The sequence below is a fragment of the Rhodonellum psychrophilum GCM71 = DSM 17998 genome (assembly GCF_000381545.1).
Classification (GTDB): domain Bacteria; phylum Bacteroidota; class Bacteroidia; order Cytophagales; family Cyclobacteriaceae; genus Rhodonellum; species Rhodonellum psychrophilum.
Map to the genome: position 1 here is coordinate 247,212 of NZ_KB906673.1, position 19,616 is coordinate 266,827.

Annotated in this window: 17 protein-coding genes; 4 read left to right on the plus strand and 13 right to left on the minus strand. The window is 43.7% G+C overall.

All coding sequences use genetic code 11. The annotated features are described in order from the left end of the window. The first annotated feature begins 296 nt into the window (after positions 1-296). Positions 297-2,471, plus strand: a complete 2,175-nt coding sequence (locus F824_RS0101265; protein WP_019596027.1) for a TonB-dependent receptor — start codon at positions 297-299, stop codon at positions 2,469-2,471. A gap of 125 nt (positions 2,472-2,596) precedes the next feature. Here the strand turns inward: F824_RS0101265 and arsB are convergent, their stop codons facing one another. From arsB to F824_RS0101290, 5 genes are all read right to left on the minus strand, one after another. Then, positions 2,597-3,640, minus strand: a complete 1,044-nt coding sequence (arsB, locus tag F824_RS0101270; RefSeq protein ID WP_019596028.1) for an ACR3 family arsenite efflux transporter — start codon at positions 3,638-3,640, stop codon at positions 2,597-2,599. Further along, on the minus strand, positions 3,640-4,245 hold the full coding sequence (locus tag F824_RS0101275; protein WP_019596029.1) for a low molecular weight phosphatase family protein: 606 nt from the start codon (positions 4,243-4,245) through the stop codon (positions 3,640-3,642). Before F824_RS0101275 ends, arsB begins: the two co-directional genes overlap by 1 nt. 81 nt (positions 4,246-4,326) lie before the next feature. Further along, on the minus strand, positions 4,327-4,857 hold the full coding sequence (locus F824_RS0101280; protein WP_019596030.1) for a DUF6428 family protein: 531 nt from the start codon (positions 4,855-4,857) through the stop codon (positions 4,327-4,329). A gap of 44 nt (positions 4,858-4,901) precedes the next feature. Further along, a complete protein-coding gene (locus F824_RS0101285; RefSeq protein ID WP_019596031.1) occupies positions 4,902-5,237 on the minus strand; it encodes an ArsR/SmtB family transcription factor in 336 nt (111 codons plus the stop codon). Positions 5,238-5,659: 422 nt separating this feature from the next. Next, positions 5,660-7,126, minus strand: coding sequence for a pyruvate kinase (locus tag F824_RS0101290; protein WP_019596032.1), 1,467 nt, complete (start codon positions 7,124-7,126; stop codon positions 5,660-5,662). A gap of 180 nt (positions 7,127-7,306) precedes the next feature. Between F824_RS0101290 and F824_RS0101295 the strand changes: the two genes are divergently transcribed. Continuing rightward, a complete protein-coding gene (locus F824_RS0101295) occupies positions 7,307-7,885 on the plus strand; it encodes an O-methyltransferase (RefSeq protein ID WP_019596033.1) in 579 nt (192 codons plus the stop codon). A gap of 42 nt (positions 7,886-7,927) precedes the next feature. On the opposite strand, the gene F824_RS0101300 is transcribed toward F824_RS0101295, so the two are convergent. Beyond that, the gene (locus F824_RS0101300; RefSeq protein ID WP_026333424.1) at positions 7,928-8,407 is read right to left on the minus strand and encodes a cupin domain-containing protein; all 480 of its coding nucleotides are present in this window, start codon (positions 8,405-8,407) and stop codon (positions 7,928-7,930) included. Positions 8,408-8,749: 342 nt separating this feature from the next. Continuing rightward, positions 8,750-9,844 carry a non-hydrolyzing UDP-N-acetylglucosamine 2-epimerase gene (gene wecB, locus F824_RS0101305; RefSeq protein ID WP_026333425.1) on the minus strand — a complete coding sequence of 365 codons (1,095 nt, stop codon included), beginning with the start codon at positions 9,842-9,844 and terminating at the stop codon, positions 8,750-8,752. Positions 9,845-10,029: 185 nt separating this feature from the next. On the opposite strand from wecB, the gene F824_RS0101310 reads away from it, so the two are divergent. Continuing rightward, the gene (locus F824_RS0101310) at positions 10,030-10,695 is read left to right on the plus strand and encodes a hypothetical protein (RefSeq protein WP_031327110.1); all 666 of its coding nucleotides are present in this window, start codon (positions 10,030-10,032) and stop codon (positions 10,693-10,695) included. A gap of 16 nt (positions 10,696-10,711) precedes the next feature. Further along, positions 10,712-12,412, plus strand: coding sequence for a capsule assembly Wzi family protein (locus F824_RS0101315; protein ID WP_019596037.1), 1,701 nt, complete (start codon positions 10,712-10,714; stop codon positions 12,410-12,412). 301 nt (positions 12,413-12,713) lie between these two features. Here F824_RS0101315 and F824_RS0101325 read toward each other — a convergent pair whose 3' ends face one another. The 6 genes from F824_RS0101325 to F824_RS0101350 form a co-directional block, all read right to left on the minus strand. Next, positions 12,714-13,853, minus strand: a complete 1,140-nt coding sequence (locus F824_RS0101325; protein WP_019596039.1) for a BamA/TamA family outer membrane protein — start codon at positions 13,851-13,853, stop codon at positions 12,714-12,716. Positions 13,854-13,942: 89 nt separating this feature from the next. Continuing rightward, positions 13,943-16,348, minus strand: coding sequence for a TonB-dependent receptor (locus tag F824_RS0101330; protein ID WP_019596040.1), 2,406 nt, complete (start codon positions 16,346-16,348; stop codon positions 13,943-13,945). A gap of 97 nt (positions 16,349-16,445) precedes the next feature. Next, positions 16,446-17,174 (minus strand): fatty acid desaturase, encoded by a 729-nt coding sequence (locus F824_RS0101335; RefSeq protein WP_019596041.1) that lies wholly within the window; start codon positions 17,172-17,174, stop codon positions 16,446-16,448. Between the two features lie 32 nt (positions 17,175-17,206). Beyond that, positions 17,207-18,052 (minus strand): 4-hydroxy-3-methylbut-2-enyl diphosphate reductase, encoded by an 846-nt coding sequence (locus F824_RS0101340; protein WP_019596042.1) that lies wholly within the window; start codon positions 18,050-18,052, stop codon positions 17,207-17,209. Beyond that, entirely contained in the window at positions 18,049-18,765 is a 717-nt protein-coding gene (locus F824_RS0101345) for a lycopene cyclase domain-containing protein (protein ID WP_019596043.1), read from the minus strand. Before F824_RS0101345 ends, F824_RS0101340 begins: the two co-directional genes overlap by 4 nt. Positions 18,766-18,768: 3 nt before the next feature. Next, a complete protein-coding gene (locus tag F824_RS0101350) occupies positions 18,769-19,611 on the minus strand; it encodes a phytoene/squalene synthase family protein (RefSeq protein ID WP_019596044.1) in 843 nt (280 codons plus the stop codon). Between the last annotated feature and the right edge of the window lie 5 nt (positions 19,612-19,616).

The following is a 19,616-nucleotide window of genomic DNA, read 5'->3' on the forward strand; positions in this document are numbered from 1 at the left end:
AACGGATAATCAATTAGGTCTTGACTATTTTGGCCTTACCCTATTGGTTTCAGAAATTTCTCTCCCAATAGGCTGATTTTCTTGCAGTTTCGATTCCATTTGGAAACCTAATGCATATTTCGGGTTGAATTTCACCTGCTGGAAACGTATGCCTTCTTCGTTTAGGACTATACGGACATCAAACGGGTTGAATCCGCGGTTCCAACCACACCGGAATCCGGATAATCCACTGATCCGCATTCCACCGGACTCAATTAAAAACGTATTGAAATTCATCCAAAAAATCAAATTCCAACATGCCAAAGTACATACTGGCCTTTTGGCTTTGCCTTTTGTTTGGCAATGCCTTTGCTCAAAAATCCATTTCATTTTCACTTAAAAACCAGAATACCCAAGAAGCGCTCGTCGGAGTTTTCGCCATGGTCACCGGAAGTACTGCCGGTGCAGTTTCTGACTTGGAAGGACTTCTTGTCCTGGAAAACATTCCCACGGGAAAAATCAGCATCCGCTTTTCCTTGATGGGCTATGAATCAAAAACCCTAAGTTTTGAAATCCCGGAGATGGGCCAAAATCCAATTGTCGTTTTTCTCCAACCACAGGAACAGGAAATGGATGTGGTCACGATTTCTTCCACAAGGAGTTCCAGATCCATCGAGGACATCCCCACCCGGGTAGAGTTTATCGCAGGGGAAGAGCTGGAGGAAAAAGCCAACATGAAACCCGGTGATATCCGATTGCTGCTCAGTGAAAGTACCGGCATCCAAGTCCAAATCACTTCCCCCACCAGCGCCAATGCCGGAATCAGAATCCAGGGATTGGACGGAAGATATACCCAAATCCTGAAGGACGGGTTTCCCCTCTATTCCGGTGCGGCAAGTGGGCTGGGACTGCTCCAGATCCCTCCATTGGATCTCAAACAGGTGGAAGTCATCAAGGGTTCTGCTTCCACACTTTACGGTGGAGGTGCCATTGCAGGATTGGTAAACTTGATTTCCAAAACCCCTGAAACGGATGGAGAATTGAGTTTCCTCCTCAACGGGACCAATGCAGGGGGACTGGATCTTAGCGGTTTTTATGGCAAAAGAAACGACAAGACCGGAACCACCATTTTTGGAGCCTACAACACCAACAGTCCTTACGATCCTGCTGATATTGGGTTAACTGCCATCCCGAAATTCGAAAGGTTCACCTTCAACCCCCGTATTTTTCTCTATCCTTCTGAAAGAACAAAATTGAATTTTGGGCTGAACACCACCTTCGAAGACAGACTGGGCGGCAACGTGGCCTATATCAAAAATCCTGAGGAAAACCCGAATGGCTTCTTCGAGGAAAACAAAACCCAGCGGGTAAGCAGCCAGTTTTTCTTAGACCACAAATTCGATGATCGTCGGCATTTCCAAGTGAAAAACAGTGTCAATTTCTTCGACCGGGGATTGACTTCCGGGGATTATCGCTTCAAGGGATTGCAACAATCGACCTTCAGTGAGATTTCCATGGGAATGGATCTGGAACAAATGGACTGGGTCCTTGGGGGAAATATCTGGACCGAAAGCTTCCGTGAAGAGCAATTTGGTTCGGCTTCCCTTAGGGATTATGACTTGAATACTTTTGGGCTCTTTCTCCAAAACACGTGGAAAACCTCGGCAAAAACCACCCTCGAAACTGGATTAAGAACAGATTATGTGGGGAATTATGGATGGGCAATCCTCCCCAAAGCGGCACTTCTCTATCGTGTTTCTCCAAAAGCCACTTCCCGAATTGGTGGAGGACTGGGCTATAAAGCCCCGACCATTTTCACGGAAGAAAGCGAAAGGATCCAATACCGAAATGTCTTGCCGATTGATCCCAATACCAACAGGCTTGAAAAAAGCTACGGGTTGAATTGGGATGTGAATTATAAAACCGGACTTTTCGATGACCAATTGTTTCTGAGTATCAACCATCTGTTTTTCTACACCTATCTCGATAATCCTTTGTTTCTTGAGGAGGTTCAGGCAGGATTCCGATTTGTCAATATCGAGGGATCCAGTGAATCAAAGGGAACCGAAACAAATGTCAAGCTGGAATACCAAGACTTCAAGCTCTTTTTGGGCTATACATTCACGGATGCACGCCTAAGGCAAAATGGAACGACACGCCCAAATCCTCTGACTCCGAAACATAGGGTCAATACGGTCCTATTCTATGAAGTGGAAGAAGAATGGAAAGTAGGACTGGAAGGTTATTATTTCAGTGAGCAAAAATTGAGCGACGGTACGATTGGCCGAGACTATTGGATTGTGGGTTTGATGGCGGAGAAAATATGGGAGAATTTCTCCCTCTATATCAATTTCGAAAATTTCCTGGATGCCCGGCAAACAAGGTTTGACAGCATCTTCACCGGGAATCTCGACAATCCCAGCTTTAGGGACATTTATGCACCTTTGGATGGATTTGTGATCAATGGCGGGGTGAGGTTGAGATTGATGTAAAGCAAAAAAGCGGGGCAACCGATAGATTTCAATCCTTCAGTTGCCCCGCTTTTTAGATGAAATTGACTCCGGAAGTCAGGCAAATACCGGAATATCCACAATGCTCGGATTTCTTCACTTTTTCATCAATACTTCCACTTATTGGCCAAGGCCACCAGAGACAGCATGATGGGAACTTCCACCAAAACACCGACGACCGTCACCAAAGCCGCCGGGCTGTGCAAACCAAATAAGGCAATCGCGACCGCCACTGCCAACTCAAAGAAATTGCTTGCCCCAATCATTGCGGCCGGGGAACAGATCGCATGGGAAAGTTTCAGTTTTCTTCCTCCAAACCATGCCAAAAAGAAAATAAAATAGGTCTGTATTGTCAAGGGAATGGCAATAAGCAGGATGATCAGGGGATTGTCCACGATATTGGGGCCCTGAAAAGCAAATAGTAGTACCAAGGTAAGTAAAAGGGCAATGATGCTGACGGGCTTGAATTTGGGGAGAAATTCCTTTTTGAACCAGACTTCCCCTTTGCTTTTGACCAAAGTCTTGCTCGTGATGATCCCCGCTACCAAGGGCACAACCACAAAAATCAAAACACTGGCGACCAAAGTATCATAGGGGACCGTGATGTCCGTGATCCCAAGCAATAAGCCAACGAGGGGAACAAATGCAACCAGAATGATCAAATCATTGACGGTGACTTGTACCAACGTATAATTGGGATCGCCATCGGTGAGATAAGACCATACAAAGACCATTGCAGTGCAGGGCGCAACGCCCAAAATAATGGCTCCGGCGATATATTCCCCAGCCAATTCTGGCGAAATGAAAGCCGAATAAATTTGATCGAAGAATATCCAGGCAAAGAATGCCATGGTAAAAGGCTTGATTAACCAATTGATCACGAGGGTCAGCAAAAGTCCTTTTGGAGATTTTCCGATTTTCTTCAAGCTGGAAAAATCGATCTGCAGCATCATCGGATAGATCATCATCCAGATCAGGATGGCGATGGGGATATTGACATTGTAAATCTCCATTCCACTCAGGAAAGCTAGGTCTGCTCCCGCAAAATGACCAATGAGGATTCCCAAACCGATACACAAGGCTACCCATAGACTCAAATACCTCTCGAAGAATGCGATTTGCTTTTTAGGTTGTTCCAAAACAGGGCTCATTATTTTTTGATTTTGGAAAATACATAAAACATTTCGGATGCGATTTGCAAGCTCCTCTCGTCATACTTCTCGGATTCTTCCGGAGTGCCATCGAAAGCTTTTGGATCTTCATACCTGACCGGAATCCTGGCTTCAGCACCTGGGATAAAGGGGCAATTCTCGTCAGCATGGGAACAGGTCATAATTGCGGCAAAACCCGTAGGTGCATTGGCGGAATCATCAAAAATCTTGGAAAATGCGACAATTGGTTCCGAATCATCCGAATGGAAAATGAAGTATTTAGGGTTTTCAAGGCCATTTTTGGTCACTCGGAATCCCGCACGTTTGATGGAGTTTACAGCTCTTTCATTGAATTCGGTGACTTCCACTCCTCCTGAAAAACAGGCGGCTTCTATGCCATTGAGGTCTGCAGCGGTCTGTGCCCAGATCTGGGAAAACTGGCTGCGTCGGGAATTGTGCGTACAGATAAAATTCAGGTTGACGGTCTTTCCAGCATCCACTTTTTGTTGGATATACTGGATGAATTCCTGAAGAATGGCCTTTCTTTCTTCCGAAATAGGAATCGTTTTGGCTTTGTTGATGGTGGTTTGGAGGATGGGATTCATCAGTTTTTGAGAGGATTTTTAAGTGAAATCAAAAGACAGGAGCCATCACACTTTAATGTTACTTCCCCTGTCTAGAATTTATTAGCAACATCCCCCGCCAGGAGTACATTCTGCCGCTGAAATCGCAGACAATTGGATGCTTTTTTTGACGGGAGTACCACAGCAGGCCGCTGCCGCTTCTTCTGGGCTGGTCGCCCTGTCCTTTGCTTTGCAGGAGGTTTGGTCTGGTGTCAATTGTACAATGATGCTTGAGCCATTGTTTAGGAGGTTGCTTATGGGAAGGATTGCTGTTGGAAAAGAAGCGTTTCCGTATTCGAATTTGATCTCGACGTCCTTGAGGGTTGACCGAACTTTGTCTACCACTTGGAAGATTTTCAAAGCTTTGGTCGTATCCACATGGTGATCCGGTTCAGGGATTTGGTTTTCCCAAAGCTGCACATGGACTTCATTCCACGCATTTTGAATTCCACCGCAATCCACTGTGTCATAACTGACATTTTTAATTTCGGTGATGTGGTAGTCCGTTCTTACATATTTCCCCTCCTGGTATTCAAAATACAAAGCCAAGCCAGGGTTTTGTTCGAGTAATGTGGTGAATTCTGAGGTTTTCATGATTTTGGTTTTAGCGAATTTTCAATGATTTTGAGTGGGTTTATTCAACAACAGGTATTTGCGTCAGGGCCTTCGTATTGGTCAAACAGTGCACTGAATATTTCCTTGAACTCTATCCACCTCCCATGATGGATACAATAACTTACTGAAGCTCCTTCGATGGTGCCTTGGATAATCCCAATTTCTTTCAATTCCCGCAAATGCTGACTGATCGTTGCCTGTGCCAAACCCAGCTCAAGGACCAGATCCCCATTGATACAGGTATTGGATTTAAGCAAATATTGGATAATGGCGATTCTTGCAGGATGCCCCAAAACTTTGGCGAACTGAGCCATTTGATTTTGCTCGGCCGTAAAGAGTGCTGATTTTGTTACCCCCATTGTCTTGCTATTTTTTGTTGAAATGAAATCTGTTTCCGAATTGCACAGGCACTTTTCTTTGCACAAAGTAAAGCTGGCCAATGACTTTCAGAAAGGTAAATATTATATTGCAATATTACGATGATTAAATAAAAAAGGCCAAAAAAATCTCTTTTTATTTGAAAAAAATCTGGGTACGGACTACCTGCTATCCCTCACTTAAACCCGAAATGTGCATTAGGTTTCCAAATAGGGCTATAAATGCAAAAAAAATCAGGCTATTTGGATAATAATGTAAAACCTAAAACGGAGAAGTCAAAAACAGTAAACAACCGGCCGATTAATAAGCAATTACAAACCTGAATAAAATTGATACTGCATATAACGGGTCAAATTTTGTGTCCTAATGGCAATCGAAAAATTATCTAAGGGATACAGTATACTTAGGAATCAATAAACTTGGCCGCAATTCCCAAAGGGCGAAAAATGAAGCGTTTTTTTGTTTTATGGGCCATACTTCGATGGAAAATGTTTCGGAAGGCTTCGAGTACCTCCAATGTATATTCCCCTTTATTGATCATGACACATTCGGCTTGGGCGGCTTGTCCGGCATCGGTGATTTCCGAACGGGTAGCCATCCCGGATTTGTTGAGGCTTTCCAAGACTTGTGTGGCCCAAACCACAGGTGTGTGCGCAGCTTCGCAGATCCATAGGATTTCTTCCTGGATTTCTCCAGTCCTTTCAAAACCAATTTCTACAGCCAGATCCCCTCGTGCGATCATGACTCCAAAGGCAGCTTGTTGCATACCCTCAAGGAGAAGATGTGGGAGATTTTTAACAGCCTCATGCGTTTCGATTTTCAGAATGAGTTTTGGCGGTTGCTGGGATTGTATTTGTAACAATTTGTGAAGTTCTGTGATATCTTCAGGAGTCCTTACAAAGGAATACCCAATCAAGTCTGCTTGGGAACAGATGAAAGGCAGGCATTTTTTATCATAATCCGTGAGAGAGGGAATGGACAAATGGGTGTCCGGAAAATTGATGCCTTTCCCCTTTTTGATATGACTTTTGGAGGATGAAATCCTTGTGATCCGAATACCAGCGACCCCTTTTTTGATTTTTTCGACAAATCCGAGGATGATCCCATCGTCGATGAAAACCCTCTCCCCAATTTTCAGAAAGGGAATGATACCCGGTTCATTTGGACTGATGACGACATCTTCCTTTTCAAAACCACCACTTTCGTAAGCCAACCAAATCAATTGTCCCAGTTTGATCTTGACTTTTCCTTTGTCTTTACCCTTGTTCAGAATTTGAGTCCGGATTTTTGGGCCAGCGAGGTCCATATAGATTTTACAATCCAATCCGGTTTTTTGACAGGCTTTTTTGAGGTTTAGGATCATTTTGGACCAAGTCTTTTCGTCATCATGTGCACAATTGATGCGGCAAACATTCATCCCCTTTTTCAGCAGATTCTTGATCAGGTCAAGGTTTTCTGCAAAAGATACATCGAAAGTGACCATGATGTAAGGCTCGTCAAGGCCAGGTTTGGGGCCGAAAAGCTGGATGTTTTTATTGGCCAAAATTGTCTTGCTGAAATCATAGGTGCAGACTTCCAATTGTTCGGGGGAATATTCCATTCCAATGCGTTCCTGTATCGCTTGGATTTGTCTGCGGATATGGCTTTCGGCACTTGCCAGTGAGGACAAGCCGAGCGTATGCAGTTCATTCTGCAAAGGCCTAATTTCCTCTTTCCTGAGGGTAAGATAATGAATCAGGTTTCTGGCAGAATGAAATTGTTCGGGATGAAGGGTTTTTAGTAAAAAACTCCTTTTGTCCACTTCAGCCAACATTTTGGATTCAAGGGAATCCAACTGCTCTTTGATAAAAGTGAGGTTCGAAGGCAACATATCCGATGGCTTTTTGAAGGAGTCCTAACAGGAATCAAGCTACATAAAATAATGCGATACTCGAAAAGTATTTGAATTCAATTGCCTATCATTACCTATCAAATTCAAAAATAATTCGACTATGTTGTGGGTTGTTTTATTGTCCCAATCAAAAGGCATCCCGGATTAAAACGAAAATATATGACAAAAGAAAACAATCAACCACTTCCCAATGCCTATGTGGAAATCGACCAAGCAACCAAAAATTGCGGTTTCAATATGGCTTCTGATATCTTGACATGTTCCTTGCTCCGCACATTGGCCGGAACCAAACCAGGAGGTAAATTTCTTGAATTGGGTACCGGAACAGGGCTTTCAACAGCCTGGATATTGGATGGAATGGATCAGAACGCCACTCTGGTTTCCATCGACAATGACCCAAATTTTTTGGGTATCGCCATGGAATATTTGGGAGAAGACAGCAGGTTGGAACTGGTGGAAACGGATGGCGGGGTTTGGGTGGGGAAGAATTTGTCCCGGAAATTCGATTACATTTTTGCAGATACCTGGCATGGAAAATACCTGCTTTTGGAGGAGGTTTTGTCCATGTTGAATCCAGGTGGATTGTATATCATAGATGACATGCTCCCCCAAGACAATTGGCCGGAAGGTCATCAGGAAAAGGCCGAAAAACTTGTTTCTTTTTTGGAAAACAGAGGAGATCTCTTTTTAACCAAGCAGCACTGGGCAACAGGAATCGTTATCTGTGTCAAAAGATAAATTCTTAGTTGGAATAAGGCTTGAAGTTCAGTTGATGACCAATTAGGACATCCGCGCAATGATGGCTTTCTCCTCAGGAAACAATTCCAAAAGTGCTGCCTCGCCAAACATTTTGAAATCCTGAAAATCAAACCCAGGGGCGACGACGCAAGAAACCAAAGAATAGGAATCCGGTTCATCGACTGTTGACCCAAAAATAACTCCCGAAGGCACCATTTGTTGGGGGAAATGACCACTTCCGGATGCAGGACCGACCAAGAGTTTTTTATACCCATTTTCTGAAAGGACGTGCACGGTCAAAGGGCTTCCTTCATGATAAAACCAGAGTTCATCACTTTTGATCTGATGGAATCTGGAGATGTTTTCAGAAGTGAGCAAAAAGAAAATGGATGTTGCCAGGCTTCGATTCCCGTTCTCAGTGTTGATCCATTGTGGAGCACGGTAAGTTTCCGCAAAATATCCACCTTCAGGATGGGGTTGTAGTCCCAATGTCTCAATCAATTCTTGGATTCTGTTTTGCATAATTGTCCACATTGTTTTTTTGAGCCCTCTAACTGCCTAAACTTCCACAGCGTCTGGTCTTTTCGAGTTGGGACCCTGAAAAAATAATGGGCAACTCTAATATGAGGGATAAATTGAGCCAATTTCTATTTATTTCCAAAATCTCCTGTTTCCTAAATGAAGAATTAATGGTCAGGATTTGTCAAAGTATTCCTTTGGAAGCCTTCTGTTCAAGTCCTTGATTCATCCGAATGGTCAGGTCAATCAGGAACATTAAAGTACCCTTCCTTTGCTGAATTCGGCAAAGGAAGGGTAAGTTTTTTTAATCAAATCAGTGGAAACTGACCACTTGGATTTGCGATTTTAGGAATAAATGGAAATAATTTTATCCACAATCCGCTGAGCGGTCTTCCCATCCCACATCGGAATTCCCTGGTACTGTTTCCATTCCCCTTTCATTAATTTTTCAAGGTAGGGGGCAAGTTTTTTGGGATCGGTACCGACCAATTCATTTGTGCCCAAATGAATTGTTTCCGCTCTTTCGGTATTGTTCCTTAGTGTCATGCAGGGTACGTTCATGACGGAAGCTTCTTCGGTAATTCCACCAGAATCAGTGATGACGCCTTTGGCGTTTTTGACCAAGTAATTGAATTCAAGGTAGCCCAGGGGATCGGTCATGTGTAGGTTAGGGTCTGAAATCCCCATGTTTTCGAGGATTTTGGCTGTCCTTGGATGCACTGGGAACACCACTGGAAAACCCTTTGTCCCATCCAAAATTGCCTGGATCATTTCCTTGAGCGTTTCTTCCTGATCCACATTGGCAGGTCGGTGCATGGTCATGACGAAATATTCCTTTGGTTTTAATGTATCATAAATTTTCCCCTCAGGTATTTGGAATCGGTCCATGTTGGCCATCAGTGTATCGATCATGGTATTTCCGACAAAATGGATGCTTGCCTCTGGAAAACCTGATTTTCTAAGGTTTTCATTGGCGATCTCGGAGGTGGTGAAAAAATGATCCGTGATGCTATCGGTCACCATCCGATTGATTTCTTCGGGCATGCTCAAATCTCCGGAACGAATTCCGCCTTCCACGTGGGCAACATCGATGTTGAGTTTTTTCGCAGCGATGGAACACGCCAAGGTGGAAGTGACGTCTCCCACCACAATGACCAAATTCGGCCTGTTTTCCATCAATTCCTTTTCAAATGCGATCATTACCGCAGATGTCTGTTCTGCTTGTGTTCCGCCACCTGCGCCCAAATTTGCATTCGGCTCAGGGATATTCAATTGGTCAAAAAAATCACCGGACATTTTTTTGTCATAATGTTGTCCTGTGTGGACAAGTCTGAATGAAATGGTCGAACCCAATGCCTGTTGGGCTTGGATGGCATGGACCATAGGTGCGATTTTCATGAAATTGGGCCTTGCACCAGCCACTAAAGTAAGTTTGATCATCTTAAAAGCTGCAATTTGAGGCTGCAAAATAGAGAAAAATCTGTTCATTCTTGAATTTCAGCGAATGATATACCCAACAAGAAATTGACCCATTTCAAGTTTAATTTCGTTTATTTGTGGGTAAGTTAAAAACTGATTATCCATAACAGCTTGATTGAATTACGATTACCTCTTTTCCGCAAGATATGCTTAGCATAATAAAAAACCCATTTGCTTCTTTTTTAGGACTCATGACTCTATTTATTTTGACCTCTTCTTGTGAGGACACACTTGAAAGTGAAGTCATGGTGTATTCCAATGATTTTTCCACCTTGAATTTGGCCAACTTTGAAAATGCCAGGCTTTTTGTGTTCCAATCTGATACAGTTGTGGGATTTTATCACAATGAGGAAGTTTCAATGACGATCCCGGATTTGCCAGGACACAATATTTTAAAAGTGACAGTAGATATTCTAATCCACGACAGTTGGGATGGGAATCCAGACGATGGACTTAGTGGCCCGGACATATGGTACATGAAGGTGGATGGCCAAGAAGTTGTCAGAACCACCTTTTCCAACTCTCCCTGTGCATCGACCTATTGCTTGAAACAGTCATATCCTCAGGATTATTTTAGGCAAAACGATCCGAAAACAGGTGCGGTACAGACGAACTTACCAGGACTTTGCCTTTTTGGGGCGAGTCAAAGCTACACCACGCGATACAGTATTTCCAGATTGGTTACCCACCGTTCTTCCAGTGTGAAAATCACCCTGGGAGACGAGCTCAAGGCCCTAAATTCACCCGATCCCATCTGTGACGAGAGTTGGTCGATTGCCAAAATAGAAGTGACTTCCATGGTCGTCATTTGATACAGAAAAAAACAAAATGAAAATAACGGTATTCAAATCCATTTTTCTTCTCCTGTGTCTTGGTGCTTCCTTGAATACAGGTCTTTTGGCACAATCTCTTCCACTGAACACTCCCGTTTTGGAAGAATACATCAGAAGACAACAATTGCTGGGCAAGGTAGATCCTCTCAGTTCCTTTTCCATCAGACCACTATATCCCGCTTACGCCTTTGATAGGTACAATGGGATTGACTTGGACAGTACTTTCACCGATTACGAGGATTCAGAGTTTAACCGAAAATTTGGAGAGGAGCAGGAAGGTCTTATTTTGACCATGCCATTTGGAATAAGGACCCAGTTTAACTCACGGTATGCTTTTGGGCTGAATGACGGAGCGATGATCCCAAATAAGGGATTACAGACCGTTTTGAGCGGGGGGATTTTTGTCAAGTACAAGGATTTTAGTTTCCAGCTTCAACCTGAAATTTTGCTTGCCCAAAACCAGGATTATCTTGGATTCCCCTTGGAACATCAGGCCACGATACTGTTTTATTACGAGTACATGAACCGGATTGATATGCCCGAAAGATTTGGAGGCGCAGGTTACAATCGGCTTCTCCCGGGAAATTCAAGTATCCGGTACAATCCCGGGGACTTTTCGGTTGGTGTATCCACTGAAAACCTTTGGTGGGGACCGGCAAAACGCAATTCACTGCTGTTGAGTAACAATGCTCCTGGGTTTTTACATTTCACGGCCAACACTTTGAAACCGGTGGAAACTCCCATTGGACATTTTGAAGGTCAATTTATTGCCGGCTTTCTAAAAAGCACAGATTATTTGCCTCCTCACCCGGATTACAATATACAGCAAAACCCTGTATTGATACCCAAAAGAGAGGACAATGGCCGCTACCTTTCGGGATTGATCTTCACGTATCAACCCAAATGGGTTCCGGGACTTTCGGTTGGCTATGCTTCAGTGAATCACATGTACCGATCCGATATGGACAGATTTTCGGATTATCTACCGGTTTTCAATGGAGGAAAAGGTCTGAATAATGTCGTGAATTCCACTCGCGACAAAAGACAGCAATTCAGCAGTGGCTTTTTCCGCTGGATGAGCACTGAGGGCCACTTTGAATTTTACGGAGAGTATGGCACCAATGGGAACAGCAGAAGAATCAGTGACTTTATCATTACCCCTGAAAGAAACCGTGGTTTTACGCTCGGGTTTTCCAACATGATGTCATTGAAACGCAGTGGTCAATATTTGCAGATCAGCGCCGAGATGACGCAAACCGGTCAATCCATCCGGGAATCCATCCGAGATTTGGATACCTGGTACATCCACGACCATGTGCGCCACGGATACACACACAAAGGGCAAGTCCTTGGGGTCGGATATGGGCCTGCGGCAAATGTCAACTGGGTTGAATTTGCCTGGGTAAAGGACTTCAATCGATTGGGTTTTCAGTTTGAGCGCATCGTGTACAACAATGATTTTTATTATTTCCGATATGAAGCCTCCAAGGATTTAAGGAACAAATACGTGGACTTGGTTCCCTCTTTAGTCGCAGATTGGAGATTTGGCAATCTTCTGGTGAGCGGTACATTTCAGTATGTAAACACATTGAACTACAAGTGGTTCCTCGAAAATCAACCCGACCAATACTTTGTGCCTGGCTATGACCGCAAGAACTTTGTCGCAAACGTGGGGTTGTCCTACATTCTAAAGTAGATCATAAGCTTGGTTTTGGAAAAAGAGGGTTTCACCAGCACAAAAAATGCCTTGCTCTCTTTGTTTTTTTCCAAAGCACGCAACGTGATTCGAAAAAGACACTAGGAAAAAAATCGATACTGTATAGAAAAAGGCCTTTGCGGTCTCTGAAAACCCCTTGCCGATCTTTGCGCAAAACCTCTTCACCGGTAAGGCAACAAAAGCCAAAAGTTTTTTTTCACAAGGAACGCAAAGAAAAAAATCAAAGCCTGCAAAAAAACGTATTCGGCTGTAAAGAAATCTTGGAGTAAAAAACAAGAAGCTAAAAAACCTCATTCAATCCAAAATAGAACGCTTTCTGGTCACCGAAGGCGATATCCATCCGGATATTGAGGCCTTCTTGATTCAGTCGATACCTGAAACCGAGTCCACCTCCATACCTAAATCTATCCCAGCCGAAGGAATTGACTTGATGGGCGACTTGCCCGGCACTTCCGAAAAAAACCATTCCAAAATTCCGGAAAATGGGAACGCGGTATTCTGCCTGATGGACCATGGCATGGTTGTCACGATAGCGCCCTTCAAAATAACCGCGCATCAGTTGGCTTCCCCCAATAAGGGAAACGTGTTGGAAAGGAGGATTTCCTGCCGTGAAACTCCACCAACTCTGCAGGGCAAGGACCTGTTTTTTGTGAAGGTTTAGGTATCTTCTGAAGTCTAGTCTGTATTGGTTGAAGGTGAAATTGCTTCCCAGGAAAGGCTGAAAAGTCATCCAAGAGTATTGGTTATACCAGCCCTTGTGTGGTTGGAAGATATTGTCGCGGGTGTCCTGGTTGAGGACCAATCCCAGTCCCGAAATGCGCTGGCCATCACTCCCTGCAACCTGATCACTATCCAAAATCCCATCTGGTTTTTTCTTGTAGATATTGTCTGTTCGAAACTCATATCTGGGGCCAATATAAAGCCCTCTTGAAATTTGCCACTCGTAATCCACATGAAAATAAAAGAATCTGGTGGAATAAAATTCTTCATTGGAGGCATCCAACTCGTTTCCAATCCCATAAAACTTGAATGGATAATTGGACAGTTCCAGTCGGACATTCATGTGTTCCCTATTCTTGTTTGCCCAAAGATCCAGCTCGGTGGTCAGAAAAGTCTGGTTGTTGAAGGTGTACAAAAAGGTGATGGGCAGGGTGGAGGGTCTCAAAAGGGAGTCCGCGATGTTTTTATGCCGAAAAACCCGGATTGCCCGGGCCCCAAGACCCAAGCTGGTCTCGGGGGAATAGACCACTGCCGGAATAAAGGACCATTTTTCACCCGAGATCAGGTTGATGGTATTGTCGGCAAAATCAAACAGCTTTTCTATCAATCCCGGATTTCCCGTAGAATCACCTTTGGAGGATTCCTGGGCATATCCGCCGAACGATAAAAACATCGCCAATCCAATCAGTATTTTTTTCATTGGAGGCAAAGATAAGCAATGCTTGAGGAATCAAAGAAAGAACCCTTTTGCCCCTTGCAATTTCCGGTTATGCCGATGAGACTTTACATCTAAAACTCAATGATCAATCCAATCGTCGGCAAAATGGTCCCTGCAGGGTTTTCTACTGTCCGCAACTGATATCGGGATGGATCGTCTGTCCTTACAATTAGCTGGCCCGAACCATCTCTGACAGGGACCAAACGAGGTGCTTGCTCTGCCTGGAAATTATAGGCATTCTGGATGTCGAAGTACCAGTTCAGGCTCCATTTTTCGAAGAAATATTTTTTATCGATCCTCAAATCCAATTGATGGAAAGCAGGCAAACGTACCGCATTGATTTGATCAAAATCAAGTTGCCCTTGGCCTCTCAAATCCCAGTTGCTGATCAGCGAAGAAGATGCCAGATCGAAAGGCGTATACGGTGTTCCTCCCAAAAATCTCCATCTACCCCCGATTTCCCAGTTTTTGCCGAATCGTCTACCCGCCGTCAGGCTGACGATAAATCGGTTGTCCCAAGAAGAGGGAAGGTAACCGACTGTGTTGGGATTGGTAAACTCACTTCTGACCAAGGTGACGGCTGCTATTCCGTAAAAATTTTGGAAAAGCCGCTGTTGGGCCAATAATTCCAAGCCGTAAGCCCTGCCTTGTGCATTGGAATTGATGGGCTCATTGCCAATGACCCCAAAATCAGCCCCGAGATTGGCCAAGGCAATCCCATTTCGGATGGAAGATGGATAGTTGCTGTAGTGTTTGTAGAAGGCCTCGGCAGTGATCCTTCGTTTTTTTTCAGGCATGACCTTTTCAATTCCCGCAATCACCTGAGCGGAACGGATGAATCGGATGTCATTGATTTGATTGGTCAATTCTCCCTCGTTGTTTCTGTACCCCAAAGCGGTGTAAGGAGGCTTCTGGTAATAAACACCCGTATTTCCGGTTAGGAATAGGTTGGGTTTCAATTGATAGGATACCGAAACCCTTGGGCTGATTTGGTTCAAAGGATTTTGGGCTGTTTTTCCAAAATCGCTGCCATCCAACCGGACGCCTCCCGTCACCAACAACCTGTCTTGGAAATAATTTTTGCTCCCAGAGATAAAAGCCCCATAACTGTTGAAAAACGATTTGTCATTCACATTGATGGTTTCTCCTTGCCCGGCCAGTGTTCCCCGGTCAAAATCACGGATGAGATAACGTGCAAATTCATAATTCACCCCATATTTCAAGGTAAAACCTTTTCCAAAGACACTGTTTTCTGCCCGGAATTTGTTCTCGCTCTCCTGAGAGGTATAATCGAACAATAGATTTTCAGGATTGCTTTCGTCGTTTCTTGCGTATTTGAAGGAGCGGTTGTTCAGCATGTTTCGGCTGAGTACAAATGTCCAAAAACCATTGTCCCTGAATTTTTTGAGCTTGAGCCCTGTGGCGTAATTCCACTGGGAGGAAATAGGGAGGCTTTCCAACAGGAAAAGTCGGTTTTCGCGATCCTCTTCCAATTCATTTTTGGGTGTGTCAAAATTGAGCACGAAATCATCGATTGCCCCTACTCCGATAAAAGTGAGTTCGGTTTTGTCGTTGATTTTTGTTGTCGTTTTGACTTGGAAGTCATTGAAAGTGGGGAGAAAAGGGAGTCCAATCAATCTGAATAATCCCTGCAGATACGAACGTCTTGCAGACACCAAATAGGTCGTTTTATCCCCCAAAGGACCTTCATTGGACAAGGTAAGTTCGCTTGCGCCTACGGTAAGCTGGGTCGCCATTTTGTCCCTTCTTCCTTCCTTCAGTTGAAATTCAAAAAAAGAACTCAGGGAATTCATCCTGTTGGAAGGAAATCCTCCGGTGATCAGGTCCACATTTTTGATCAGGTTTACATTGAGAATCCCGACGGGTCCTCCGGAAGAACCTTGGGTTGCAAAATGGTTGATGACCGGAACCTCGATTTCATCGATATAGAATTTGTTTTCGCTGGGTGCCCCTCCCCTAATAATGATGTCATTGCGAAAACTGGCGGTACTGGCCACTCCTGGAAGGGATTGGATCACCCTGCTGATGTCTCTGTTTCCGCCGGGATACCGCTCGATTTCATTGGCATTGAGTTTTCGGACAGAAAGCGGTGTTTCCTCAGATCTGGTAAATTCCGAGCTGACCAATACCTCGCCAAGTTCTGAGGCTTCCTCCAGAAGCCCAAAATCAAGCTGAACCGATTTTGCCAAGGTTACTTGTACTTCAAAGGTGGTTTTGGAACGAAATCCGACAAAACTTGCACGCACATTATAAAGACCCGGCGTAATGTTTTCCAATCTATAGTTCCCATTTTCATCGGAGACGGTTCCCAATTCTGTGTCTAGAACCAGGATATTTGCGAAGGGAATGGGATCATTGTTGATGGGATTGAATACCCGGCCGGAGATCACTCCGCCTTGACCCAAAATTTGGAAGGAAACAAACAAAAGGCAAATAACAGTAAACAGCTTTCTCATGGAAGGGGATTATCAATTTCAACTGGTCAAATAGAGTGGGTCGCTACCAACCCGAATTTCATTTTTTCACATTTGTTCTAAAAAAAGCGTTTCCCCTTCAATCATTACTTGGCTTCCCGGATTTTGTGTATTCCTCCTTTACCTTCCAGAGGTTCCACCAAGGGGTCCCCGGGGAATCGTGGTGTTCGTAATGATAGCCGAAGAAATAACAGGAAAAAAATGCCCATAGGTGATTCTTCGATTGGCTATAAGAATGGTGTCTGTTGTGCGCATTTCCCATGTGTGGAAGGAAAGTACCGAAATAAAACAACTGCAGCGTGGATAAAATTGCAGGGATCATCCAAAATGCAATCAGGTTTTCCGTTGGCAAAAAAAGCTTGAGGATGTTGAAAGTACCGGCCATCAAGAGGATTTGCCAGATAGTGACATACTGGAGGAGAAAACTCAAATACCAGCGAAAAAAGTTTCCCGACGCGTGATAGTCAGGGTCCTTGTCTGTGGCCACGAATCGGTGGTGTTCGTGGTGTTTTGGAAATAACTTCCAATAGAAGTTGTATGAAAAAAGGATAGCTGAAATCCATCCTATTGCATGATTCACTTTTTTATTTGGTGAGACGATTCCGTGCATGGCATCATGGGCGGTGATAAAAAGCCCAGTGTATAGGTGCATTTGCACCAATATTCCCAAATAAGTCAGTGGATTGGACCAACTCATTTCGGTATTTAGCAAAAAAATTAGGGAGGTAAACCAAAGCACAATGACCGTCAATGCGATGATGACGCCTTTATTGCCTAAAGAGTAAGATTGCGGAATCGATTTGGACACGGAGCAAAATTAATTCAAGATCCAATGGAATCCTAAAAAGCGAGGATTCTTCGCTTCACCTCTTCCATCAACCACATTGGCGTGGATGTAGCGCCGCATATCCCGATGGTTTGGCCTTCCAAAAACCATTCCTTATCCACCTGTTCCGAATTGGACACAAAATAAGTGTTTTGGTTTCTTTCTTTGCATACGTTGAACAAGACTTTTCCGTTCGAAGATTTTGTTCCACTTACGAAAACAATGTGGTCATATTTGTCAGCAAAATCCCTGAGTTCCTTGTCCCTGTTCGACACTTGCCGGCAAATGGTGTCGTTGGTATTGACCGTTATCCCATTTTCAAACAGAATCTTATTGATCTCGTAAAACTTGTCCGTGCTTTTAGTGGTCTGGCTGTACAGCGTGATATTTCTTGGCAGACTGGGAAGATCCAGCTCGGAGATGTCTTGGAAGACAATCGCTTTGTTGTTGGTCTGACCCAAAAGGCCGATTACCTCTGCATGTCCGTGTTTTCCGTATATGTAGATGGTTTCTTTCTTGTCAAATGAATTCTTGATCCTGTTCTGCAGCTTCAATACAACCGGACAACTTGCGTCTATGAGCGTAAGGTTATTGGCGATGGCCAACTCGTATGTGGAAGGCGGTTCGCCATGGGCACGGATCAAAACCCTTTCGTTTTTTAAGGTTTTCAGTTCATCGTAATTGATGATTTTGAGTCCTTTCTTAGTCAGCCGATTGACTTCTTCATCATTGTGTACAATGTCTCCAAGGCAATAGAGGTAACCGTTTTCATCCAGTATTTCCTCCGCCATTTCTATGGCATAGACTACGCCGAAGCAGAATCCGGAACTTTGATCTATATGGACTTGGAGATTCATCATAGCGTATTAACTTTTGCAAGCTTAAAATGTTTTCGATTCTTTATGGCCTCATAGATGGAAATATTGATGAGTAAAAGTGTCATGGAATATACGAAATCCTCCACAGGAATGGTAAAAAATCGAATGGAAAGGTTTTCTAAATTGTTGTAGAGCACTACTGGCTCTTCGATAAACGAACCCGTCAATATTCCATTCATGATGGCGAAAGGAATGAGATGGACCAAATATGTCAAGTAGAATCTCCCAAGATATTTCACCCCGAAAAGCATGAAATGAATGATCAGTACCGCCGCTGCTATCGGGAAATTGACTGAAGTGTACATTCTGTCAAGGTTCATTAAACCTATTCCAACAAAGCAAAGGACAAGAATAACGGTCAAGGGTTTTGCTATTTTCCCTAAAATGTCCTTCTCTACGAAGTAATTCAACACCTCATAAATAAAAACGCAGGAGAAAGGGACCACGATAAAAAACATCCATTCTTCGATCGGAAGATCCAAAATATAGATGCCCATGTTATAGCGGGGATTGAATTCCCAAACACCCATCACGGTAAACCAATGGTCCCAAATCACGAAGAGTGTCCCCGTGATGATGATCGCAGGGAACAGTGCATACCATTTTTTGGCATACTGTATTTTGGGTTCAAAGGATCGGATAAGGGGAAAGGAGATCGTAAACAGGATCAGTGTTAAATAAAGATATTTATCCATGATTTAATCAAGTCCAAGTTTCATCCCAAAGTAAGTGAACAGCAAAAGTGAAAATTTCCGAGCATTTGGGATCCGGATTCTTTCATTGCAGATGGTCTCGGGAGAAAGGCCCTTTATTTTGTCAAAAAGTTTCAAATAATATAGATAAGCTACTTTAACACCCATTTTGGCGCCATTGGGGAGACGTTTTATTCCCTCCAATGCCTCGTCAAAATCCTTTTGGATATCCTCTTCGATAAGAGATTTGACGGATTTGTCAAAACTTTTGAAATCCACTCCAGGGAAATATACTCTTCCGCGTTCCTCGTAATCACTTTTGATGTCTCTCAGGAAATTCACCTTTTGGAAGGCGGCTCCGAGTTTACAAGCGGATTCCCTCAACTTCTCGTATTGGTTTTGGTCTCCTTCGCAGAAAATCTTGAGACACATCAAACCCACTACTTCCGCAGACCCATATATATATTCATGGTACCTGGAATCGTTGTACGTCTTAAAATCCAAATCCATTTCCATACTTTTTAAAAAAGCCTCGATCAGGTCATTTCCTATTTTGTATTGGTTGACGATGAGTTGAAATGCATGCAGGATGGGATTAAGGCTGATTTTTTGTTCGATGGATTGAAAAGTATCTTTCTTAAATGCTTCCAAAAGGGATTTTTTATCGTGTTCATGGAATGTATCCACGATTTCATCAGCGTACCTGACAAACCCATACACCGCATATATGGGCATATGGAATTTCTTGTCCAGGGTTTTGATTCCCAAAGTGAAGCTTGTGCTGTAGCGTTGGGTAATCAGTTTACTGCATTCGAATGTCGTCTGATCAAATAGTGCCTTGGCATCCATGCTAA